This is a genomic window from Streptococcus suis, from assembly GCF_046032535.1.
Taxonomy (GTDB): domain Bacteria; phylum Bacillota; class Bacilli; order Lactobacillales; family Streptococcaceae; genus Streptococcus; species Streptococcus suis_AK.
Window position 1 is genome coordinate 36798 of record NZ_JARQPL010000011.1, and the last position, 20652, is coordinate 57449.

A 20652-nucleotide genomic window follows, 5' to 3' on the forward strand; every position below is an offset into this window, starting at 1 on the left:
ACTACCTATGAATTATCTCGTTATTTCACCTTTTTATCCAGAAAATTTTCAACCATTCACCATTGAATTGGCTAAAAAAGAAGGCGTTACGGTTCTAGGTATCGGACAAGAACCGTATGATCAATTACCTGAAGAACTTCGTAATGCTCTTACAGAATATTTCCGTGTCAATGATTTGGAAAATATTGATGAGGTCAAGCGTGCAGCTGCTTTCTTGATTTACAAGCACGGCCCTATTGACCGTGTAGAATCCCACAATGAGCATTGGCTTGAAAATGATGCCGAACTTCGTGAACAATTTAATATTTTTGGAGCAAAGCCAAGTCATCTTAAAAAGACAAAATTCAAGTCTGAAATGAAGAAATATTTCTCTAAAGCAGGGGTTCCTGTGGTTCCAGGTATGGTTGTCAAAACAGAGAAAGATATTGAAAAGGCCGTGAAAACAATTGGTTTCCCAATGATTGCCAAGCCTGACAACGGTGTTGGGGCGTCAGGTACCTTTAAACTCACAAAGAAAGCTGACCTAGAAACCTTTAAAGAAGCATGGGATGGTCAAACTGCTTATTTCTTTGAGAAATTTGTCAATTCAAGCATTATTACAACCTATGATGGATTGGTGGACAGCAAGGGAAATGTTGTTTTCGAAACAGGTTTGACCTATGTTCATACTCCTCTGGAACTGATGTTGTCTAGAAAGGACAATGCTTACTTCATCGAGAAAGAACTGGACCCAAAACTAGTAAAATATGGTCGAGCGATTATCAAAGCCTTCGGTATGAAAGAGCGTTTCTTCCACATTGAATTTTTCAAGAACGGAAAAGATTACATCGCGATTGAATACAACAACCGTATGGCAGGTGGCTTCACTGTAGAAGCTTACAACTATGCTCATTCGATTGACCTTTTCCGTGATTACGCAAACATTGTAACGGGTAGTGATGTTGAAGAGAGACGATTCGATTCACAATACTGCTTGGTAGCAACTCGCCGAGATACAACAGACTATGTTTACTCAGCAGATGACATTCATCAGAAATTCGCTGGTAAGATTAAAACCGTCAAACGCATGCCAGACGCCTTTGCGGAACTGCAAGGAAACGATGCCTACCTTCTAGTGACTGAAAGCAAGGAAGAGTTGGATGAAATGATTGCCTACATTGGTCTAACAAAATAAAACTAACTGTAAGACGCCAGAAATGGTGTCTTTTTTTCTTACAAACCTGTAAGTTTATATGTCAGAACTGTAAGGGAACGAGGTAAAACAATATTCTATAATAGACTCATAAGAAAACGAAAGAAGGAAATCATATGTCATTCAAATTTTTACAAGCAAAGAGAATAGAAGAAAAAGTATTCTCAGAAAAAGAAAAGGCTGAACTCTTGGAACAGGCAGAATTCTTAGAGGAATTATCCCATAATTTGCAAAGTATGCGATTTATGGCATACTAGAGGGAGGAAACTATGAAAAAGAAAGCATTTGGCTTGCTGGCTTTGGGTAGTATAATGCTAACCGCTTGCTCTTCCTCTTCAGCAGGTCTTAGCTTTGATGAGGGCTATCAAACTTTCCATTACAAGGGAAAAGACTATGCCGTTAGCAAACAGGAAGTTGCCGAAGATAGTATTCAAGGAACAGAAATTCAGTTTATGGAATGGCCTGTTGTCAAAGAAGAAGGGGCAGTGAAAAAGACAGTATCCTTGAATAATCTCTATATAACCACTAGCAAGGAATGGGCCATCGGTGTCCAGAATGGTTATTACAAGGTAGATTTAGAAGATAATATTGCTGAGTCAGATCGAATAGACTACCAAGCATTACTTGATGCAGTTAATTTTGCCAAAGAAAACAATTAGGAGTTTATATGTTATTAGAAATCAATCATTTAGAAAAAGTTTACCGCACGCGCTTTTCAAAAGAGGAAACTCGTGCTTTGCAAGATGTGGATTTTAAGGTAGAAGAGGGCGAGTTTATCGCCATCATGGGTGAAAGTGGTTCAGGTAAGACGACTTTGCTCAACATTCTAGCAACCCTGGACAAGCCGACGAGAGGCTCTGTTATCTTAAACAATCAAGACATCACCAAAATCAAGGAAAGCAAGCTGGCAGATTTCCGTTTGCGTAACCTAGGTTTTGTTTTCCAAGATTTTAACCTCTTAGATACCCTATCTATCCAAGACAATATCTTTTTACCACTGGTTTTGGCACGCGCTAGTCATCAAGAAATGGAGAAAGGTTTGAAAGCTCTGGCGCCAAAACTACGCATTCAAGATTTGCTGAAAAAACGTCCCTTTGAACTTTCTGGTGGACAAAAGCAGCGCGTGGCCATTGCTCGTAGTTTGATTACCCAGCCACAGATTGTCCTAGCGGACGAACCGACAGCTGCCCTTGACTATCGCAATTCGGAAGACTTGTTGAATTTGTTTGAGGAAATTAACCGTGACGGTCAAACCATTCTCATGGTAACTCACTCAGCCAATGCAGCCAGCCATGCCAAACGGGTTCTCTTTATCAAAGATGGTCGCATTTTCCATCAACTGTACAAGGCAGACAAGAGCAATCAAGATTTTGCTAAGGAAATTTCGCTCAATATGTCTGCACTTTTAGGGGGTGAGTAGATGTTTTACCTCAAACTTGCTGGGCAAAATATCCGAAAATCCATGGGTGTTTTTGCTCCATTTGTTTTAGCCAGTCTTGTGCTATTTACTCTGATTTGTTCCATGTTCTTACTCATGCTAAGTCCAGTTATGAAGACCATGGGCTATGGTGCTGTTTCTATCGGTCTTGGCGTGATTGTTCTGACCATTTTCTCGGTCATTATGGAGATTTATAGTTTTAATTTCCTGATGAAACAACGGGCGAGGGAATTTGGTCTCTATAATATGCTGGGAATGAACAAGAAAAAAGTAGCCTTGATAGCCAGCCTCGAATTGATGATGATTTTCTTGCTAGTTGTGGTTCTTGGTTCTGTCTTAGCTGGTGTGTTTGCAAATGTTCTCTACTTGATTTTTGTCAATATAACACATTATAGTGATTTGCATTTTGGAATAGAGCCTCTGGCATTTGCCATGACCGCCTTTCTCTTTGCTGGTTTCTTTTTCCTCTTGGAATTGCTGGCTATTCGGACCATTGGCAAGACCAGTCCGCTGATTTTGTTCCGAGCTAGTGAAAAGGGTGAGAAGGAGCCACGTGGGAATCTTCTCTTGGCAGCACTTGCTGTCCTTAGCCTAGGCGTTGGATACTACCTGTCACTTTCTTCTCAATCTGCAGGAGTTGGCGTCATCTATCGTTTCTTTATCGCTGTACTCTTTGTCATTGCGGGGACCTACTTGTTCTACATCAGCTTTATGACTTGGTATTTGAAGGCTCGGCGGAAAAACAAAGGCTATTTTTACACGCCAGAGCATTTCATCACCACATCGCAGATGATTTTTCGGATGAAGCAACACGCAACGGGTTTGGCCAATATCACACTACTTGCGGTCATGGCCTTTGTGACCATTGCGACAACGACATCCCTCTATACAGGTATGGCCAATATGACCAGTGGACTTTATCCAAAGGAAACATCTATTACCTATCCTGTTGCGGATAGGAGTCAGGGTGAAAGTGCCTATCAGCAATCGGTGCTCAGCCATTTTCCAGAAAAAGCGGAAGATAGTCTGTCCTACCTGACCTACCAAGCTGGTCTGGTCTATGATGGTGGGAGTGAGATTGTCGTTAGTCCAGAAACTATTGCCAATCCAGACTATAGCAAGATGGCTTTTACCTATTTCATCACCCAAGATGATTTCAGGAAGCTGGGCAATGACCTGCCAGAGCTGGCTGCCAATCAAGTTGCTTTTATGCGGCCTAGTGGAAAAGTACCACTTAAAATTGTCAAATTGGGGGATAAAACTTTTGAAAACGTAGTTAGTCTAGATAAGGCAATCTTCCCGGATATTACCAATACGATAGCCGCAGCTATTATGGTGGTTAAAGATGATACAGTTTTAAACGTTATTCGTGAGTACTGCGAATCATATAAATCTCAAGGCTATCCAACCAGTCTGGACTACCGTGTCTTTACCGATTTGACCAATGAAGAAGTGCTCTCTCTTGGAGAGCAGTCTGGGGATATCTATCATATTCTGGATGAAAATGGAGAATACCTCGGAAATGTCATGCAACGCACGGATTTCAACAATATGCTCATGGGCTTCACAGGTGGTTTCCTCTTTACAGGCTTCTTGTTGGGTATTAGTTTCTTGCTAGGTGCCGCCTTGATTATCTACTACAAGCAGTATTCGGAAGGGCATGAGGACAAGAAATCCTACAAGATTTTACAGGAAGTGGGTATGAGCCAGCAGGCTGTTAAGAAAACCATCAACTCTCAAACGCTTTTGGTCTTCTTTATGCCTCTGGCTATGGCGACCCTGCACTTTGTCGTCGCACTTGTTATGCTTAAACAAATGCTGATGATGTTCGGAGTGGTTTCTTCCAGCATGATTTACACGGTTAGTGGTATTACATTGTTGGCAGTTGCTCTAATCTACTTTGTCATTTACAAGTGGACCAGTCGCACCTATTACCGCATTATTGAACGGTAGCAATCGGATGGGCTAAAGCCCAGCACCACTTCTCAGAGTTCGTGCTAACATCTCAGCGCAGTGGTTGATTGGCAGATTTGTTCGTGTTTTACACTCCAAATCTGACCTAATCAACTGTGCGGGGGTGGGACGACGAACTTTTTTAATTTTTCAAGTTCTGTCCCACTCCCTTGCTTTTTCAGGGAAATGGTGTTACAATGGTAATACCAAAGGAATACTCGAAGAGGTGAGAAAATGGCAGCTATTACATTGAAAGTTTCTGAGCAGGACAAGCTATTTATGCAGGCTATGGCAAAGTTTGAAGGTGTGAGTTTGTCGGAACTCATTCGAACTAAAACCCTTGAGGCTCTTGAAGACGAGTACGATGCGCGTGTGGCAGACATAGCCTGGGCAGAATACCAAGAAGACTTGGCAAACGGCATTGAGCCGATTAGCTGGGAGGAAATGTTGGAAGAGTTGGGGTTGACGGATGAAGATCAGTTATAAACTCGTACCAACCAGTCGATTTATCAAACAGTTGAAAAAGTTGGACAAATTTACTCAAAAGCAGATTACCAACTACCTGTCCAGTCATGTAACTGACAACCCCAGACAGTACGGCAAAGCCTTGACGGCCAATCGTTCTGGCCAATGGCGGTATCGTATCGGAAATTACAGGGTCATCGTCAGTATTGAAGATGATAAATTGATTGTAACTGCCCTTGAACTCGGGCATCGAAAAGAAGTATATAAATAGAAAGCCAAGACCTGTGTCCTGGCTTTTGCAGAATGAAGAAGATGAAAAAAGAGAAGATTTATATTGTTGAAGATGATGAGATGATTGTCCAACTCTTGAAGCAGCATTTGGGAAAATCTTATCAGGTAGAAAGTGTGCAGAATTTCCGAGCTGTCAGTCAGGAAGTTGCAGAAATCAAACCAGACTTGGTGCTGATGGACATTAGCCTACCCTATTACAACGGTTTTTACTGGACGACAGAAATCCGTAAAACCATGACCATGCCCATTATCTTTATCTCTTCTAGCGATGATGAGATGAATGCAGTCATGGCCATGAATATGGGTGGCGATGATTTTGTTTCCAAACCCTTTTCGCTGGGAATTTTAGATGCCAAAATCGGCGCCTTCCTGCGTCGGGTCAATCAATTCAGCAAATCAACTGACTTGTCTATCGATCAGTTCCAGCTTAGTCTGGATGGGCGTTTTTCAAGCGAATCGCAACAGGTTCAGCTTTCACCTACAGAAACCAAGATTTTGTCCACCTTACTAGAAAGACAAGGACAGATTGTCAGCAAGGAAGAACTCTTGGAAAAACTCTGGGAAAATGAAGAATTTATTGACCAGAATACCCTCAATGTCAACATGACTCGTCTGCGTAAGAAGGTGAGTGAAGTGGGATTTGACCGTATTCATACTGTTCGTGGCGTGGGGTACCTGGTCAAATGATAGCAAAATTTATCCGAGAATACCGTAGTTTTTATTTCGCTTATCTGGTCTTGTCTGGTAGTTTTATCTTGCTCTTTTTACTTTACAAACTGCCCTCCGAATTCCTGCAAAACGCTCTGCTATTGTCCCTAACCCTCTTAATCCTACTGACAGTGGGCCTTTTCTGGAAGTTTCGCAACCGCATGAGAGCCTTGGAGGACTATGTCCATGAAGAAGCTCTGCCCCTGCTGAATAAGCCTGTGGACCTTGCCTATCTCAACTTGATTGAAGCGGAGAAGGAGGCGACGCGGGAGCAGCTCTTGGATTATAAGTCACGGGAAGAGGACCTGCAAGCCATGGTCAAAATGTGGTCCCACCAGATGAAAGTTCCCTTGGCTGCCCTGTCTTTGATGAGCCAGACTGATAATCTCAACCAGCAGGATGTCGATCATCAGCTCTTACGCTTGGACAATTATATGGCAAATCTCCTCAATTACCTCAAACTGACTAACCATGTCAGTGATTTTCGATTTGAACAGGTGGAAGTAAGAGAAGTAGTGGTCGATTTGGTCAAAAAATACCGCAATCAGTTCTTGCAAAAAGACATTTCAGTGACCATCGATGGAAATTGGCTACTGAAAACCGACAGAAAGTGGCTCAGTTTTGCCCTATCACAGATCATCGACAACGCCCTCAAGTACAATAAGACTGGAGGTAAGGTAGCCATTGAACTGAATAAGGGAATTTCCATTTCCGATACGGGAATTGGGATTCTAGCCGAAGACATTCCACGCCTATTTGATGAGGGATTTACAGGTTTTAATGGCCGTGAACACCAAAAAGCTACAGGTTTTGGCTTGTATCTGACCAAGCGGGTCTTGAATCAGTTGGAACTAGCTATTTCTGTGGAAAGTCAACTGGAAGTTGGTACAACCGTTCGTATTACAAAAGTACAGTGAAAACTGTGCTTTTTCATTTTGAAAGCGTTTTGAAATTGTGCTATACTAGAATAACTGATAAACTAAATGACGATAAGGAGGAAGCTATGTCACATCATCACGTACTACAAAACGGATCGGATATTCGCGGGATTGCCATTGCAACGGACGAATACGCCGTCAACCTCACGCCACAAGCCACCAAGGAAATTGTCCGTGGCCTGATTCATTGGTTGACCCAGAATCCAGAACTGGATCAGGCCTATCAAGAAGGGCAGCTAACCATCGGTATCGGTCGAGACAGCCGCCTCAGCGGTCCAGATTTGGTCACAGCCTTTACAGAAGAAGCCGTTCGTCTGGGAGTTCAGCTGATTGACTTCGGCATGGCCACCACGCCAGCCCTCTTCATGAGCACCCAGTATCCTCAGTTCAAGTGCCACGCTGGTGTCATGATCACTGCCAGCCACCTGCCTTACTACTTTAATGGCTTGAAGATTTTTTCGGAAAATGGCGGAGCAGAGCACGAGGATATTGACTTCATCCTCTCACATAGTGAAGACTTGCCAGCTTCCACCCTTGGAAGTGTGACCACCGCAGACCTGATGACGCCTTACTCCCAAGACCTCGTAGGTAAAATTCGCTCAGCCTGTGACGGACAAGAAAAACCACTTGCCAATCTCAACATTATCGTTGATGCAGGAAACGGAGCGGGCGGGTTTTTTGCTGAGAAAGTTTTGGCAGAATTGGGAGCAGATACCACAGGCTCGCAATTCCTAGACCCAGACGGAAACTTTCCAAACCATGTTCCAAACCCAGACAACAAGGAAGCTATGGAAAGCATTCGCCAGGCCGTCTTGAAGCAAGGGGCAGATCTAGGCATTATCTTTGATACCGACGTTGACCGTGCTGCCCTGGTCACCAAGTCAGGAGAAATTCTCAATCGTAACAACCTGATTGCCGTTCTCAGCCAGATTGTTCTAGCTGAACATCCAGGAACCAGCATTGTGACCAATTCCCCAACAACTGAACACCTTAAGGTATTTATAGAAAGCCTGGGAGGCAAACAAATCCGCTATATTTCAGGCTACCGTAATGTCATCAACCGTGCTATTTTAGCCAATCAAGAGGGAGTTGATTGCCAGTTGGCTATCGAAACCTCAGGACACGCTGCCTTTAAGGAAAATTACTTCCTCGATGACGGGACCTATGTGGCGGCTAAGATTCTCATGCTCTTACCAAAACTGCAAGCGGAAGGCAAGTCCTTGGACGACTTGATTGCCCAACTCAAGCAACCACTTGAAACCCAAGAAGTACGGTTCAAGCTGGAAGCCACAGACTATCGAGCACTTGGTGAACAGGTCATTGCTGCTCTCAGAAACACCAGCCTCGAAGGCTTTGCTTTCAACCCAGAAAACGAAGAAGGAGTGCGGTTTGACCTGACTCAGCCTTATGGGGACGGCTGGCTCTTGCTCCGCATGAGCCTCCACGAGCCACTCTTGGTCTTGCAGGTGGAAAATGACCAGACTGGACACCTACCTGCCGTTTTACGAACTCTCTCAGCCTTTTTGGACCAGTACCCAGCTGTCAATCAGGAAAAATTGAAAGAATTGCTATAATTGAAAACACGAGTAAGTTTGAGCTTACTCGTGTTGTTTTACATAATTAATTTTACGTAAAATTACAATTTATCCAGAGCATTTTTCTGCTCATCGTTGACGATATGGGTGTAGAGGTCAGTGACCTGGGTATTGGCGTGGCCCAGTTGGTGACTGACCAGAACTTGCGACTTGGTGGCGTCGTAGAGCCGTGTTGCCAAGGTATGACGGAGTTTGTGGGGTGTCACACGTATCTTGAAGTCCGCAGAGTACTTGGCTACCATTTTTTCAATAGAAGAAGCGTCGATACGATTGGGCAGACCACGGTATTCGGACAGGAAGAAGGCCGTATCCGTTTTTTCAGCCTTGTAGCGTTGCTGACGGATGCTCATGTAAGTTTCCAGATAGGGCTTTGCAAATCCTGCCACATTGACCGAGTCCCGCTTGCCCCCTTTACGTGTCACCTCAATCATCATCAGCTTGAGATTGACATCACGGAGATCTAGATTGACTGCCTCAGACAGACGGACGCCAGATGCCAAGAGAAGAGCCAGAATCGCCAAATCCCGCTCCTTGTTTTTCTGGAAGGAGGAGAGGGCACGGTTGGAGAGTTTGACATGGTATTCTTTGTCCACATAGTCCAAAAATTCCATGGTTTCATCGCCCAAAAAGAGCTTCTGCTTGATATTCTTCGCCCGCGCTGCCAAGGTTTCTTTCTTCTTCTTGGTGGACACCTTCTTCATGACATTGCGGTAGAAGTAGGGCTCGCCCTGCTCATTTTCCACTTCTTCGGTTAAATACTTGAAGAGACTAGAAAGTGCCGACAGGGTACGGTTAATGGTGGTCTGCGACACACCATTCTGCGTGGTATTGGCATTCAGCAAGGGACGCTCCCGCAGATAAAGAATAAAGGCCTCCATATCTTTTTTGGTCAAATGTTCCAGAATATCCAACGGAATGTCAGCAATCCGTTCCACAGATACCAAATCCGAATCCTGTAACCATTCAAAAAAACGACGGTATTCTTTCAAGTATTCATATAAGGTTGTGAAACTGTAAGGCACAGACAACTTTGACTGATAATATTCCAAGACATACCAAGGCATGATTTCTTTTAGCTGTTCAATTTTTTCTAGTAATAACTCACGACGCATGTATTTCTCCTGATTTTTAGCTATATGAGTAGTATAGCATAATCTTATATAAGTTTCAAGAAAATTACAGTTTTTCGGAAAGATGTGTGTAGGGATATTTTTAATATAACCAAAGATAGAGAGATAACTGGAAATTTTTTTCACACCCAAAATCCCAAAAATCTACATTATTCCTCGGTAAACTCACTGAGCATTAGAATCTCCTTTGCAATCTCTTCTGGCTTCAAACAGTCTGTGTTTAACCTTTGCCCCGGAATATGACTTTCAAAAGCTTTTAAACAAACATCAAGATGTCTCTTGGCCCAGATGTTGTCTTCATTGACTCGATTATCTAAACGTTCCAAAATGGTTGTTTTGTCAGCTAGCAAAATATAATGTTCCAAAGGAATCTTATCCTGTATCAATTGCTGAATAATCTCCTGATAATAGTCTTTCTTATAGATTGTCATGGGAATAATAATAATCTTATCAGTTTTAGTCGCTAAATCAAATACTATTTTATAAGTACTCTGTCGCCAAACGGAATAATCTTGAAAATCTTCAGGACATACAGTCTGAGGTAATTGATGTTGTAAGAAATCACCTAGTAACTCGGGATCATAGAGATAAGAGTTTTCTATTCGTTTGTGTAATATATTTGCTAAAGTAGTCTTTCCGACACCGAATGGGCCATTTAACCAAATAATCATATAGTATTCCTTTCAATTTTTCAAAAAAGTTTACACAAAATAATTTATGCAAACTTTTTTCTTTTATAAAATCAATAAAACGTACAATACTAGGACGCTAATGATACTAAATAGCGAACCAATTAAATAGTATTCAGCAAAGGCTTGGCTTTTGGATATTTTATCATAGCGTGCGATGGACTTTGCTGTAAATACCAGTCCGATAGCTGTGTATTGCCCCAGAAGCAGAAAAATTCCCATTATGAGGCGCTCCAATTGACCAATTAAGGCTCCTGCACCTGTCACGGTCTGCTCTTCTTCTCCTTCCGCTACCTGATATTTGCTAAAGTAGAGTTTGAAAAGAATATTGACGGGCTTGCTGATTAGGAGTATAAAAAGGATTTGCAGGAGGAGATAATTTGGTTCAATCCAGAGTGAGTGTGAAGCGACATTAACACCGATAGTGTGATAAAGAATGATGATAGAGATGATATGTAGCAATTGATCAGCTAGGAATGCTCCAGCTTCCCAGGAGTCCTTTATCCAATGGTGTTTGTTGAGAAAATATTTGACATAGTCAATCGCAAGATGGCTCAGCCAAACTTGAAAAAATAAATCTCCGTTTTGAATGGGGGTAAGGAAGGCTAGAATAAGAAGAGGGATAGCAACAATGAAAAGGTGCATGAAAAGAGCTTTCAAATGCAGTTTTTTAGCATCCGCCAGTGCTTGACTTTGGAAGGTGAAATCACTTAAAAAGTGGGCAATAAGCAAGGCGGTTAAAACTGGATGTTGAATAAGATAGCTAGAAATAACTGAAAATGACATGCTTTATCCTTCTTTCTGACTGAGCTGCAGGATTAAATCCATAGCTGTTTTTCGATTTCGGAAATAAAGTTTTATTCCACTCGATTTCAAACGTTTGGTAAAGGCGCTTTGACTCAGTTTCATTTTCTCAGCAATTGGCTTTTGTGTGAATTCTTCTTGATAGATTTTTTTGGAGATTAAGGTCTCAAACAGATCCGTTTGCGAACGATTCCAGGCAGCTTTGATGAAATCGCTAGAAGTTAGCAAGGGGTTAATCACACGATCGATTTGCTTGTATTCAGATGAAAATGCAATTTTGCTGGTGCCATAGTCATGGTTGTCATGAATGAAGTCAATAGCCTTGCGTGCTTCCCAATAAGCTGGACCATCTGCTCCGATACTTAGCTTGGGATCAATAGCTGTTAGAATCTCACCCAAACCAATTCCAAATCTAATCTCCACCTCATCACGAAAGGCTAGTTGGATTTGGTCAATTATTAAAAAAATATAAGGATTAGGCTTGCATAAGGCTTGAAATTCATCTCCCTTTGTAATGGTAAATGGCGATGCGAAGTCCTGAGCGAAGGAATGATTGATTCTATTCAGCTGTTGTTTTAGCCGCTCTTGAATACTAGAGCGGTTGGAAGTTTGTTTTGAATTGACAATATCTCCTATTATTGCGATATAATTCATAACTTGTCCTCTGATTTCTATTATATTTCCATTATAACGGACATTATAAACATTGTCCATTAAAAAGGACATTTTTGAACCTTTCCGTTATAATGGAAAGTGTTGGGGGTTCAAAAATCATTTTTTATGCCTTGCTACTTCTATTTTATATTGCTGTATCTTACTTCTTCGAATAAAAAGTAAAAAAGAAGAGATTATTTTCTCTTCTTTTTGGCTTTCTTGATTTTATTGGCTTGGCGTTTCATGGCTTGTTTCATAGCAAACTCACCGATTCTACCTTTCAAACCGCCTCCAAATATTTGGGACATGTCTGGCATACCATCTCCTCCCATCAGTTGGCTCATATCAGTCATGCCTGCACCGCCCATCATATCTTCCAGAGCAGACATATCCATACCGTTCATATTTGGCATGTTTTTAGGGAGATTATTTGGGTTGATTCCCATTTGTTTCATCATTTTATTCATGTCGCCTGACATGACACCCTGCATCATGGTTTTCGCTTGGTTGAAATCCTTGATAAATTTATTGACTTCGACAAAGCTATTTCCAGAACCGTTAGCAATACGACGACGACGGCTCGGAGTCAACAAATCAGGATTTTCACGTTCGGCTGGTGTCATAGAAGATACGATAGCTCGTTTTCGTGCAATTTCACGCTCGTCAACTTTCAAGTTGGCAAGGGCTGGGTTACCAGCCATACCTGGAATCATCTTCAGCAGGTCTTCCATTGGTCCCATGTTTTGAACCTGGTCCAGCTGATCGATGAAATCGTTGAAATCAAAGGTATTCTCACGCATTTTTTCAGCGAGTTCTAGTGATTTCTTCTCGTCGTACTCTTTGCTTGCCTTCTCAATCAAGGTCAGCATGTCGCCCATGCCCAAAATACGCGAGGACATACGGTCTGGGTGGAAGGTTTCAATATCTGTGATTTTTTCACCAGTACCGGTGAATTTGATTGGCTGACCAGTAATGTGACGGACAGACAAGGCTGCACCACCACGTGTATCGCCGTCAATCTTGGTCAAAATCACACCAGTAATAGCTAGTTGATCATTGAACTCACGCGCAACGTTGGCAGCTTCCTGACCAATCATAGCATCGACGACCAAGAGGATTTCATTTGGCTGAGCAAACTCTTTGATTTCTCTCAATTCGGCCATAAGGGCTTGGTCAATCTGCAAACGACCGGCCGTATCAATCAGAACGTAGTCATTATGATTAGCTTTGGCTTGTTCTAAACCTTGGCGTACAATCTCCAGTGCAGGGACTTGATTGCCCAACTCGAATACAGGTACATCAATTTGCTGACCAAGGGTTTTCAACTGGTCAATGGCAGCTGGACGGTAAATATCGGCAGCAATCAAGAGAGGACGAGCATTCTCTTCCTGCTTGAGTTTGTTGGCCAGTTTACCTGTGAAGGTCGTTTTACCAGCCCCCTGCAATCCAGCCATCATAATGATAGTTGGAATTTTTGGTGATTTGATAATTTCTGAAGTTTCAGAACCTAATACAGCCGTCAATTCTTCATCAACGATTTTGATGATTTGTTGAGCAGGGTTCAGAGTGTCAATAACTTCATGACCGATAGCACGTTCACGCATCTTCTTGATAAAGTCTTTTACAACTGGCAAGGCAACGTCAGCTTCTAGTAAGGCCAGACGGATTTCCTTGGTTGCTTCCTGAATATCACTCTCAGAAATTTTTCCCTTACGACGTAGGTTTTTAAAGACACTTTGCAAGCGTTCTGTTAAGCTTTCAAAAGCCATATACTTCTCCTCTTATTCTCTATTATCAATACTGGTTAGAATAGCGATTTTTTCCTTCAAATAAGCATCTTCTGGATACTTGTTCAGTATTTCATCGAAAATCTGGCTACGTACTACATAGTCAGAATACATATGTAGTTTCATCTCGTAGTCTTCCAGTAATTTTTCTGTTCGTTTAATGTTATCATAGACCGCCTGACGGCTAACTTGAAATTCCTCAGCAATCTCAGCCAAACTATAATCATCTGCATAATATAGCTCAATGTAGTTCATTTGCTTGTCTGTCAGCAAGGCTGCATAGAATTCAAATAAGGCATTCATTCGGTTGGTTTTTTCAATTTCCATAAACTTTATTATATCAAAAATTCCATATTTTATAAATAAGAAAATCCGTCATCACTAGAAAGATTACGGATTTTAAAAATATTTTTACATAATTATTTTTATGTTAATTATTTTCTAAATAGAATTCGAAACGTTCCCCAACATACTGACTATTTACAAATTCAAATGCTTGACCATCCTCGAGATAAGATACTTGTTTTAGTGCGAGAATAGCCTGGTTTTTAGAAATTTGTAAATATTGAGCCACTTTTTCATTGGCTAAACGCGCAAAAATGGTTTGTTTGCTCGTTCCAATTCGATAACCATTGTCCATAAGTGTTTTAAAGAAATGGTTGGTAACATCTTCTTTGGGGACATTTTTTATCAAGCGTTCAGGAATGCTGGCAACCTCATACACGACGGGAACATTATCTGCATAGCGGACCCGCTCCATTCGAATAACATACTCGCCACGGGATAAACCTAACTGTTCAACTTCTTTTTCATTAGGTTTGGTTCGTGTATAGGACAATAATTTGCTGCTTGGCGTCTTTCCTTGGAGTTGTACTAATTCAGTAAAGGAAGTCGTGCCTCGCATCTTTTCTTGAACCCGTGTACTGGCGACATAAGTACCGGAACCAATCTTGCGTTGTAGAATACCTTCTTCCACTAAAAGTGTGATTCCTTGACGGAGCGTCATACGAGAAACACCAAATTCATCTGCTAAATCGCGTTCACTTGGTAAACGTTGACCAATTTTCCAGATTCCGTTATCGATTTGTTCCTTAATTTTATCGTGAATTGTGATATATGCTGCTTTCATTTATCTAGCCTTTCTCTTCTTTCTAGTTTACCAAAAATAAAGGCGTTTGGCTAATTCAGGCCACACTCTATTGGTAAAATTCTCCTAGGCAAACAATGAAGTCAGATTACCTAAAATAAAGTGAGTAAAAACAATAAAAATACGAACACTAACATTTTTATTATCACTCATAGTTTGCAAAACAGATATTTAACAAATAAAATTTGGAAAATGTTCGCTTTTATGTTAAACTAACTACTAGTATTTGAATTTTTTTCAAAACGAAAGGGAAAAACATGACAAAACAAGATGTCCAAAAAATTATTGTATTGGATTATGGTAGCCAATACAATCAGCTCATTTCACGTCGTATTCGTGAATTTGGTGTCTTTTCAGAATTGAAAAATCACAAAATTACTGCTGAAGAAGTTCGTGCCATCAATCCGATCGGTATCGTTCTTTCAGGTGGTCCAAACTCTGTTTATGCTGAAAATGCCTTTGATATTGATCCAGAAATCTTTGAATTAGGTATTCCAATCTTGGGTATTTGCTACGGCATGCAGTTGATCACTCATAAGTTGGGTGGTAAAGTTGTTCCTGCTGGTGAGGCTGGTAACCGTGAGTATGGTCAATCAACACTTCAGTTGAAAGCTGATTCAGCTCTGTTTGCTGGAACGCCTGAAGAGCAATTGGTTCTCATGAGTCACGGGGATGCTGTAACAGAGATTCCTGCTGACTTCCACTTGGTTGGTCTTTCTGCTGACTGTCCTTTTGCTGCTATTGAAAACACAGAACGCCGTATCTACGGTATTCAGTTCCACCCAGAAGTTCGTCATTCGGTTTATGGAAATGATATTTTGAAAAACTTCGCATTTGGTATCTGTGGTGCTAAGGGCGACTGGACAATGGATAACTTCATTGAAACAGAAATCGAAAAAATCCGTCAAACAGTCGGTGACAAGAAAGTCTTGCTTGGTTTGTCAGGCGGTGTAGATTCATCAGTTGTTGGTGTCCTTCTCCAACGCGCTATTGGTGACCAATTGACCTGTATCTTCGTTGACCACGGACTTCTTCGTAAGAATGAAGGCGATCAGGTTATGGAGATGTTGGGTGGCAAGTTCGGCCTCAATATTATTCGCGTTGACGCTGCCAAACGTTTCCTAGACCTTCTAGCAGGCGTATCTGACCCTGAGAAAAAACGTAAAATCATCGGTAATGAATTTGTTTACGTCTTCGACGACGAAGCAAGCAAGCTGACTGATGTGGAATTCTTGGCTCAAGGAACGCTCTATACAGATATCATCGAGTCTGGAACAGATACTGCTGAAACCATCAAGTCCCACCACAACGTTGGAGGGCTGCCAGAAGATATGCAGTTCAAGTTGATTGAACCGCTCAATACTCTCTTTAAAGATGAAGTTCGTACCCTCGGTACTGCTCTTGGTATGCCGGATGAAGTCGTGTGGCGCCAACCATTCCCAGGTCCAGGTCTTGCCATTCGTGTCATGGGTGAAATCACAGAGGAAAAACTTCAAACCGTTCGTGAATCTGACGCTATCTTGCGTGAGGAAATTGCCAAAGCGGGCCTTGACCGCGATGTGTGGCAATATTTCACGGTTAATACTGGCGTTCGCTCCGTAGGTGTCATGGGAGATGGTCGTACCTACGACTACACCATCGCCATCCGCGCTATCACCTCTGTCGATGGAATGACTGCTGACTTTGCAAAGCTACCTTGGGACGTTCTTCAAAAAATCTCCGTCCGAATCGTAAACGAAGTCGACCACGTCAACCGCATCGTCTATGATATTACAAGTAAACCACCAGCAACAGTTGAGTGGGAGTGATAGAGCCTGGGGAGAGGCTCTATCAGCCAGTCTATCAAGACTAATTTACCCGACGCCAAAAAAACAAGAAAGCGTCGCTGATCTGGGAAATCAATTTACCCGACACTCCAAAATAGGAAAGAGTCTTATAAAAAAACAATCAAAGGGTAGTTTAGTGCTACTACTTTGATTGTTTTTTTGTTTTCTAGCTTAAAACTCTAACTAGTACCGTTTTGGAGGGGATAGAAAATGCGATGTAATGATGTCATCCAGTTGTTCAGCAATGCTTGCAAACTGCAGGTTTAAGTCCAAATTTTTGACACTAATCTGGTTTCCATGCATTTGGTAGACCTGATTAGGTTGAATATCTATATCTGTTTTAGCGTATAGAAGCATTCCTGCTACTGTATCGTTTGCATCTGACAGGCGATAAGCCTGATTTTTCACATAGGTAAAAATTTGGTATAGATTATTTGAATGGAGTGTGCGCTTATCAAAGCGAATCTGTGTGTTACTAGAATAATATTTAGCATCAATAATCAATATAGTATCTTTATATTTGAGGTAAATATCACTCTGCATGATGGGGAGCATTTCTCCAAAACCATCATCTAGTGCCCAAGGTATCTGAGAGGCGGTAACCTGTATTTGGGGATAATGCTTTTTATAATATCCAAGAATGAACTTCTCATATAGCAAGGATTCCCTCCGCTCATCAAGAAAATTCATCAATTTCTTATTCCCCTCCCTCTCTGTATGAATTAATCCATTCACTATCAAATAGCAGATTGACATTAGTAATTGATACGACTGATTGTTTCGATTATATTGTAAATTCCAATTGATTGAGTGTATATTAATTTTTGAGACTTCTCCAAAGAAAACTAAGAGTTTTCTCAATTTCTTTTTCCTGTCCCTGCTTATATCAGCTTTTAGCAGTATCTCAATGTTTGCTTTGATAATGCGATTCATTCTACTGTCAAGAGAAAAATCATCGTATTGGCAAACAAGTTGCTTTCTACGCCAATTCGGAGGTGTTAAAGATTCAGAGATATTTATTTTACCTTTAAGTGTCGAGAGTGACTCGGTTTGAGAACGATACTCTCGACCAAGTCCTCTTTTCACCTGTATCGAGAGGCTGATTATCATTATTTCCGCCAGTAGATCTGCAGCATTTTTAAATTCTTCAGTAGCAATCCGTTTATATTCCTGCTTATGAAGAATTTTGAATGCGTAGGATAGCATATAGTAGATATTTTGGACAGGTATCACTGGATGGCACTCCTTAACTTACTACTCCAATCATGAATTTTTGTCGGTTCATCAAACCAATATTCTTTCAAGAGGGGAATCAGTTCATATTCAACAATGGCTTCTAGCAAACCTTGGTCCAGTACTTCTGCCGATAAACCGCAGAAGTAACTATGCCCAATACAGAAGCTATCTCCCAGTACTTCCTCTGTTGAAATGGCCTGATTTAGCTTTTCTACACAGGAAATGAGTCTATCGAATTTTTCGTTTTTCAGATTTGTTTGATAATCTTTGAATCCCGCAGTTGAAAAACCTGGCTTGATGTCAAAGAAGGCAAAGCGTCGTCTCAGTGCATAATCAAGTAGGGCTAAACTCCTATCTGCGGTATTCATCATGCCGATGATATATAGATTTTCTGGAATTGAGAATTGCTCATCCGAGTAGAGGAGCTGTAAAGACTTGCCTCGTTTGTCATTTTCTATCAGCATAAACAATTCACCAAAAATTTTGCTCAAATTTCCCCTGTTTATTTCATCAATAATAAAGAAATAAACATGATTCTTGTCAGACTCTGCTTTTTTGCAGAAAGTATAGAATGCCCCTCTTCTCAGCTCAAAGCCACTTGTCGAAGGTCTAAAGCCCATGATGAAGTCCTCGTAGGAATAGCTTTGGTGAAACTGAATTGTCATGACCCTTTCTAAATCTGGTTTACCCATTAATGAAAATGCTAGGCGTTCTGCAACAAACGTCTTTCCAACTCCTGGCGCTCCTTGTAAGATGATATTCTTTTTCATTTGGAGTATGGAGGTTAATTGATCATACTCTTCTTCTGTCATATAGACTTCTGATAGGAAGTGATTTTTAGTATAGCTATCTTCTACTACCTCTTCTCTACCTATCTCGTTTCCAGTATCAGCTTCATCAGCCAGTGGAGAAATTGTTTCAGCACTTCTTTCTTTCTCTTCTTGATTGTATTTCCAAGCCATGGATGATAATTCTTTAAAATTTTTCAGTTTGCTCTCTGCACTCTTTAAATATTGAAGTATAGAATCTGAAATATCAAAATACTCATCAGCAGAAATTTTTGACTTCATCTTTGGCAATTTTTGGACAATGTCAGCAGGAATCTCCCCAGACTCATACACATACGTTTCATTTTGACTATCTAAGTTCAAGAAAAAGTCAGGAGCAATCCAATACAAGGCCATCGTAATCTTGCTGTTGCCATTTCCTTTCTTGTTTATAGCCAAATCAAAATAGTGTGAAAATTTTTCTTTCTTCTCAGCCGTAGGCTCCTTGCTATAGGTCAAAGCAGCAATGAAAAGTTCCCATAAGTCATCAATATCTTTCTCATCACGATCTCCGATAAAGTAATAGAAAGTCGCATTCTGATTCATCAGTACTGGTATGCTTTCAAAAGAGGATGGGATTTCCGTTTGGAGGTTGAATAATTCTGCTATAGCTGTCAGAATTTTAATGCGATTCTCCTCTTTTATTTGCTTATTGAAGAGTCCAAATATCGTAAAAGGATCAATATCTATCAGTTGATTGTCCTTTTCTAACGTGGGCATATGTATCTTGGTTTTGGTATAGATAGCTTTTACTTTCTCAACCAGCTCTGCTCTATTATCTTTATAGTCTACTAATTTCCAAGCAAATTCCTTATAAAAGTTTACCCAATTGAATTGATTTTGTTCATCCATAGTATCCTCCAACGGTGTTGTATCTACACCTATTAAATTATGAGTTCGAATTTACCTATATTTTATCATTAAACATTCCTGTCGTAAACTTAGAATTTATATACTTGTGTAACCGTTTAATGTGGTACCATAAAATAGTTGCTTTTTATATTTTTATATGATAATATATGGATGAAAACGTTTTAGAAAGGTGTGATGGCTGTGCTGAAATACTCGAAAGTGCTGTTACTTGTCTTGCTTATTGTCACTGGTCTATCTTGTATCGGAATCTACTGGCTCGGAAAAGAGCAAAATAGACTATTAAATGAGCAGTTTCATGCTTTGAACATACGCATTATTAGTGATCTGGGAACAAAAATTGATGCCATTGGTGGTCCGCAAAATCCGCGTATCATTGGATTCTTACAGCAAGATGACACTACTGCTATCAGCCAGCGGATTGGTACAGCTTCTGAGGAGGAACTGAAAATAGCTAAACCTGACAATCTATTCCAGAAAGAGTGGATTGTTCTCTATCCTCAAACGCGCAGCAGTCCCTTTGAAAATACTTCTGCCTATGCAGTAATGAAAACTAGTATCAAGGCTGATTGGCTCCATGTGACTACTTCGTCAGAGACGGAATTAGATATTTTTTATGAGAAGGCAGATGAAAGCTTGCTGACCTTGGAAGACTTGGTGCAAGACAAGGAAAGTTTTCGTGCTACACTAAAAACAATCCTAGTTTCAGCTAAAAATGAGGCTGAAATTCAAGTTCAAAAAGATATTTTAGAAATGTTTGAGAGTGATGATTGGTCTGCTATTCCCTTTGCTTACACTGAAAATCTATGATATTGGAGAAAGCTGTCATTTCAATTTCTGCATTTGTAGATAGTCTAAATCCCTACTATTTTTCAGAACAAACCCTTGCAGATTTGCGTTTATCAGAAGAATCGCGCCAGGCTTTAGAAGATTCGGTAGATAAGACAATTATCACCTATCCTTGAATAAACGGTGGGAGTGGGAAAGTCGTCATGGATGTCTTTCCCAGCTTCTTTATATTTTTGGGTAAATTCTCAAAGTAAGTTCTAGTTCCCGTCCTTCCAGAAGTTACTTTGAGAAAACTGCATAACATCAACAGAAT

The 20652-nt window shown here is 40.9% G+C and carries 20 protein-coding genes and 1 pseudogene; 12 read left to right on the forward strand and 9 right to left on the reverse strand.

Annotated features, from left to right (window positions below; translation table 11 throughout):
• Positions 1-7 precede the first annotated feature (7 nt).
• The 10 genes from P7J58_RS05260 to P7J58_RS05305 all read left to right on the forward strand — a co-directional run bounded on the left by P7J58_RS05260 (position 8) and on the right by P7J58_RS05305 (position 8559).
• The gene (locus P7J58_RS05260) at positions 8-1174 is read left to right on the forward strand and encodes an acetyl-CoA carboxylase biotin carboxylase subunit family protein (protein WP_408555845.1); all 1167 of its coding nucleotides are present in this window, start codon (positions 8-10) and stop codon (positions 1172-1174) included.
• 134 nt (positions 1175-1308) lie between these two features.
• On the forward strand, positions 1309-1449 hold the full coding sequence (locus tag P7J58_RS05265) for a hypothetical protein (RefSeq protein WP_044759724.1): 141 nt from the start codon (positions 1309-1311) through the stop codon (positions 1447-1449).
• Between the two features lie 12 nt (positions 1450-1461).
• Complete coding sequence (locus P7J58_RS05270) at positions 1462-1851, forward strand: NisI/SpaI family lantibiotic immunity lipoprotein (RefSeq protein WP_408555844.1); 390 nt, start codon at positions 1462-1464, stop codon at positions 1849-1851.
• Positions 1852-1859: 8 nt separating this feature from the next.
• Entirely contained in the window at positions 1860-2612 is a 753-nt protein-coding gene (locus P7J58_RS05275; RefSeq protein ID WP_029173099.1) for an ABC transporter ATP-binding protein, read from the forward strand.
• Positions 2613-4583 (forward strand): ABC transporter permease, encoded by a 1971-nt coding sequence (locus P7J58_RS05280; RefSeq protein ID WP_408555843.1) that lies wholly within the window; start codon positions 2613-2615, stop codon positions 4581-4583.
• Between the two features lie 234 nt (positions 4584-4817).
• The gene (relB, locus tag P7J58_RS05285) at positions 4818-5069 is read left to right on the forward strand and encodes a type II toxin-antitoxin system RelB family antitoxin (protein ID WP_044673968.1); all 252 of its coding nucleotides are present in this window, start codon (positions 4818-4820) and stop codon (positions 5067-5069) included.
• Complete coding sequence (locus P7J58_RS05290) at positions 5053-5319, forward strand: type II toxin-antitoxin system RelE family toxin (protein WP_408555842.1); 267 nt, start codon at positions 5053-5055, stop codon at positions 5317-5319. The genes relB and P7J58_RS05290 overlap by 17 nt, the downstream gene beginning before the upstream one ends.
• Before the next feature lie 41 nt (positions 5320-5360).
• Positions 5361-6026, forward strand: coding sequence for a response regulator transcription factor (locus P7J58_RS05295; protein WP_408555841.1), 666 nt, complete (start codon positions 5361-5363; stop codon positions 6024-6026).
• Positions 6023-6964 (forward strand): sensor histidine kinase, encoded by a 942-nt coding sequence (locus P7J58_RS05300; protein ID WP_408555840.1) that lies wholly within the window; start codon positions 6023-6025, stop codon positions 6962-6964. The genes P7J58_RS05295 and P7J58_RS05300 overlap by 4 nt, the downstream gene beginning before the upstream one ends.
• An 86-nt stretch (positions 6965-7050) precedes the next feature.
• A complete protein-coding gene (locus tag P7J58_RS05305) occupies positions 7051-8559 on the forward strand; it encodes a phosphomannomutase/phosphoglucomutase (RefSeq protein WP_408555839.1) in 1509 nt (502 codons plus the stop codon).
• Between the two features lie 62 nt (positions 8560-8621).
• On the opposite strand, the gene xerS is transcribed toward P7J58_RS05305, so the two are convergent.
• From xerS to P7J58_RS05340, 7 genes are all read right to left on the reverse strand, one after another.
• Positions 8622-9692, reverse strand: a complete 1071-nt coding sequence (xerS, locus tag P7J58_RS05310; protein WP_408555838.1) for a tyrosine recombinase XerS — start codon at positions 9690-9692, stop codon at positions 8622-8624.
• A 167-nt stretch (positions 9693-9859) separates the two neighbouring features.
• Positions 9860-10381 carry an AAA family ATPase gene (locus tag P7J58_RS05315; RefSeq protein ID WP_408551769.1) on the reverse strand — a complete coding sequence of 174 codons (522 nt, stop codon included), beginning with the start codon at positions 10379-10381 and terminating at the stop codon, positions 9860-9862.
• Between the two features lie 63 nt (positions 10382-10444).
• Positions 10445-11185 carry a DUF3307 domain-containing protein gene (locus P7J58_RS05320; RefSeq protein WP_408555837.1) on the reverse strand — a complete coding sequence of 247 codons (741 nt, stop codon included), beginning with the start codon at positions 11183-11185 and terminating at the stop codon, positions 10445-10447.
• Between the two features lie 3 nt (positions 11186-11188).
• Positions 11189-11857 (reverse strand): SatD family protein, encoded by a 669-nt coding sequence (locus P7J58_RS05325; RefSeq protein ID WP_332440581.1) that lies wholly within the window; start codon positions 11855-11857, stop codon positions 11189-11191.
• Between the two features lie 194 nt (positions 11858-12051).
• A complete protein-coding gene (ffh, locus tag P7J58_RS05330; RefSeq protein ID WP_408555836.1) occupies positions 12052-13626 on the reverse strand; it encodes a signal recognition particle protein in 1575 nt (524 codons plus the stop codon).
• 12 nt (positions 13627-13638) lie between these two features.
• Positions 13639-13971 (reverse strand): putative DNA-binding protein, encoded by a 333-nt coding sequence (locus P7J58_RS05335; protein WP_002935001.1) that lies wholly within the window; start codon positions 13969-13971, stop codon positions 13639-13641.
• A gap of 103 nt (positions 13972-14074) precedes the next feature.
• The gene (locus P7J58_RS05340) at positions 14075-14773 is read right to left on the reverse strand and encodes a GntR family transcriptional regulator (protein WP_002943214.1); all 699 of its coding nucleotides are present in this window, start codon (positions 14771-14773) and stop codon (positions 14075-14077) included.
• A gap of 275 nt (positions 14774-15048) precedes the next feature.
• Here P7J58_RS05340 and guaA point away from each other — a divergent pair, with 275 nt between their 5' ends.
• Positions 15049-16599 (forward strand): glutamine-hydrolyzing GMP synthase, encoded by a 1551-nt coding sequence (gene guaA, locus P7J58_RS05345; protein WP_408555835.1) that lies wholly within the window; start codon positions 15049-15051, stop codon positions 16597-16599.
• 201 nt (positions 16600-16800) lie between these two features.
• Here the strand turns inward: guaA and mcrC are convergent, their stop codons facing one another.
• Together mcrC and P7J58_RS05355 are read right to left on the reverse strand one after the other, a co-directional pair.
• Positions 16801-17850: a 5-methylcytosine-specific restriction endonuclease system specificity protein McrC gene (mcrC, locus tag P7J58_RS05350; RefSeq protein WP_408555834.1), complete on the reverse strand. Its 1050-nt coding sequence runs from the start codon at positions 17848-17850 to the stop codon at positions 16801-16803.
• Positions 17847-19532 (reverse strand): AAA family ATPase, encoded by a 1686-nt coding sequence (locus tag P7J58_RS05355; protein ID WP_408555833.1) that lies wholly within the window; start codon positions 19530-19532, stop codon positions 17847-17849. The genes mcrC and P7J58_RS05355 overlap by 4 nt, the downstream gene beginning before the upstream one ends.
• Positions 19533-19727: 195 nt before the next feature.
• Between P7J58_RS05355 and P7J58_RS05360 the strand changes: the two are divergent.
• A pseudogene (locus tag P7J58_RS05360) lies at positions 19728-20515 on the forward strand (hypothetical protein).
• Positions 20516-20652: the final 137 nt, after the last annotated feature.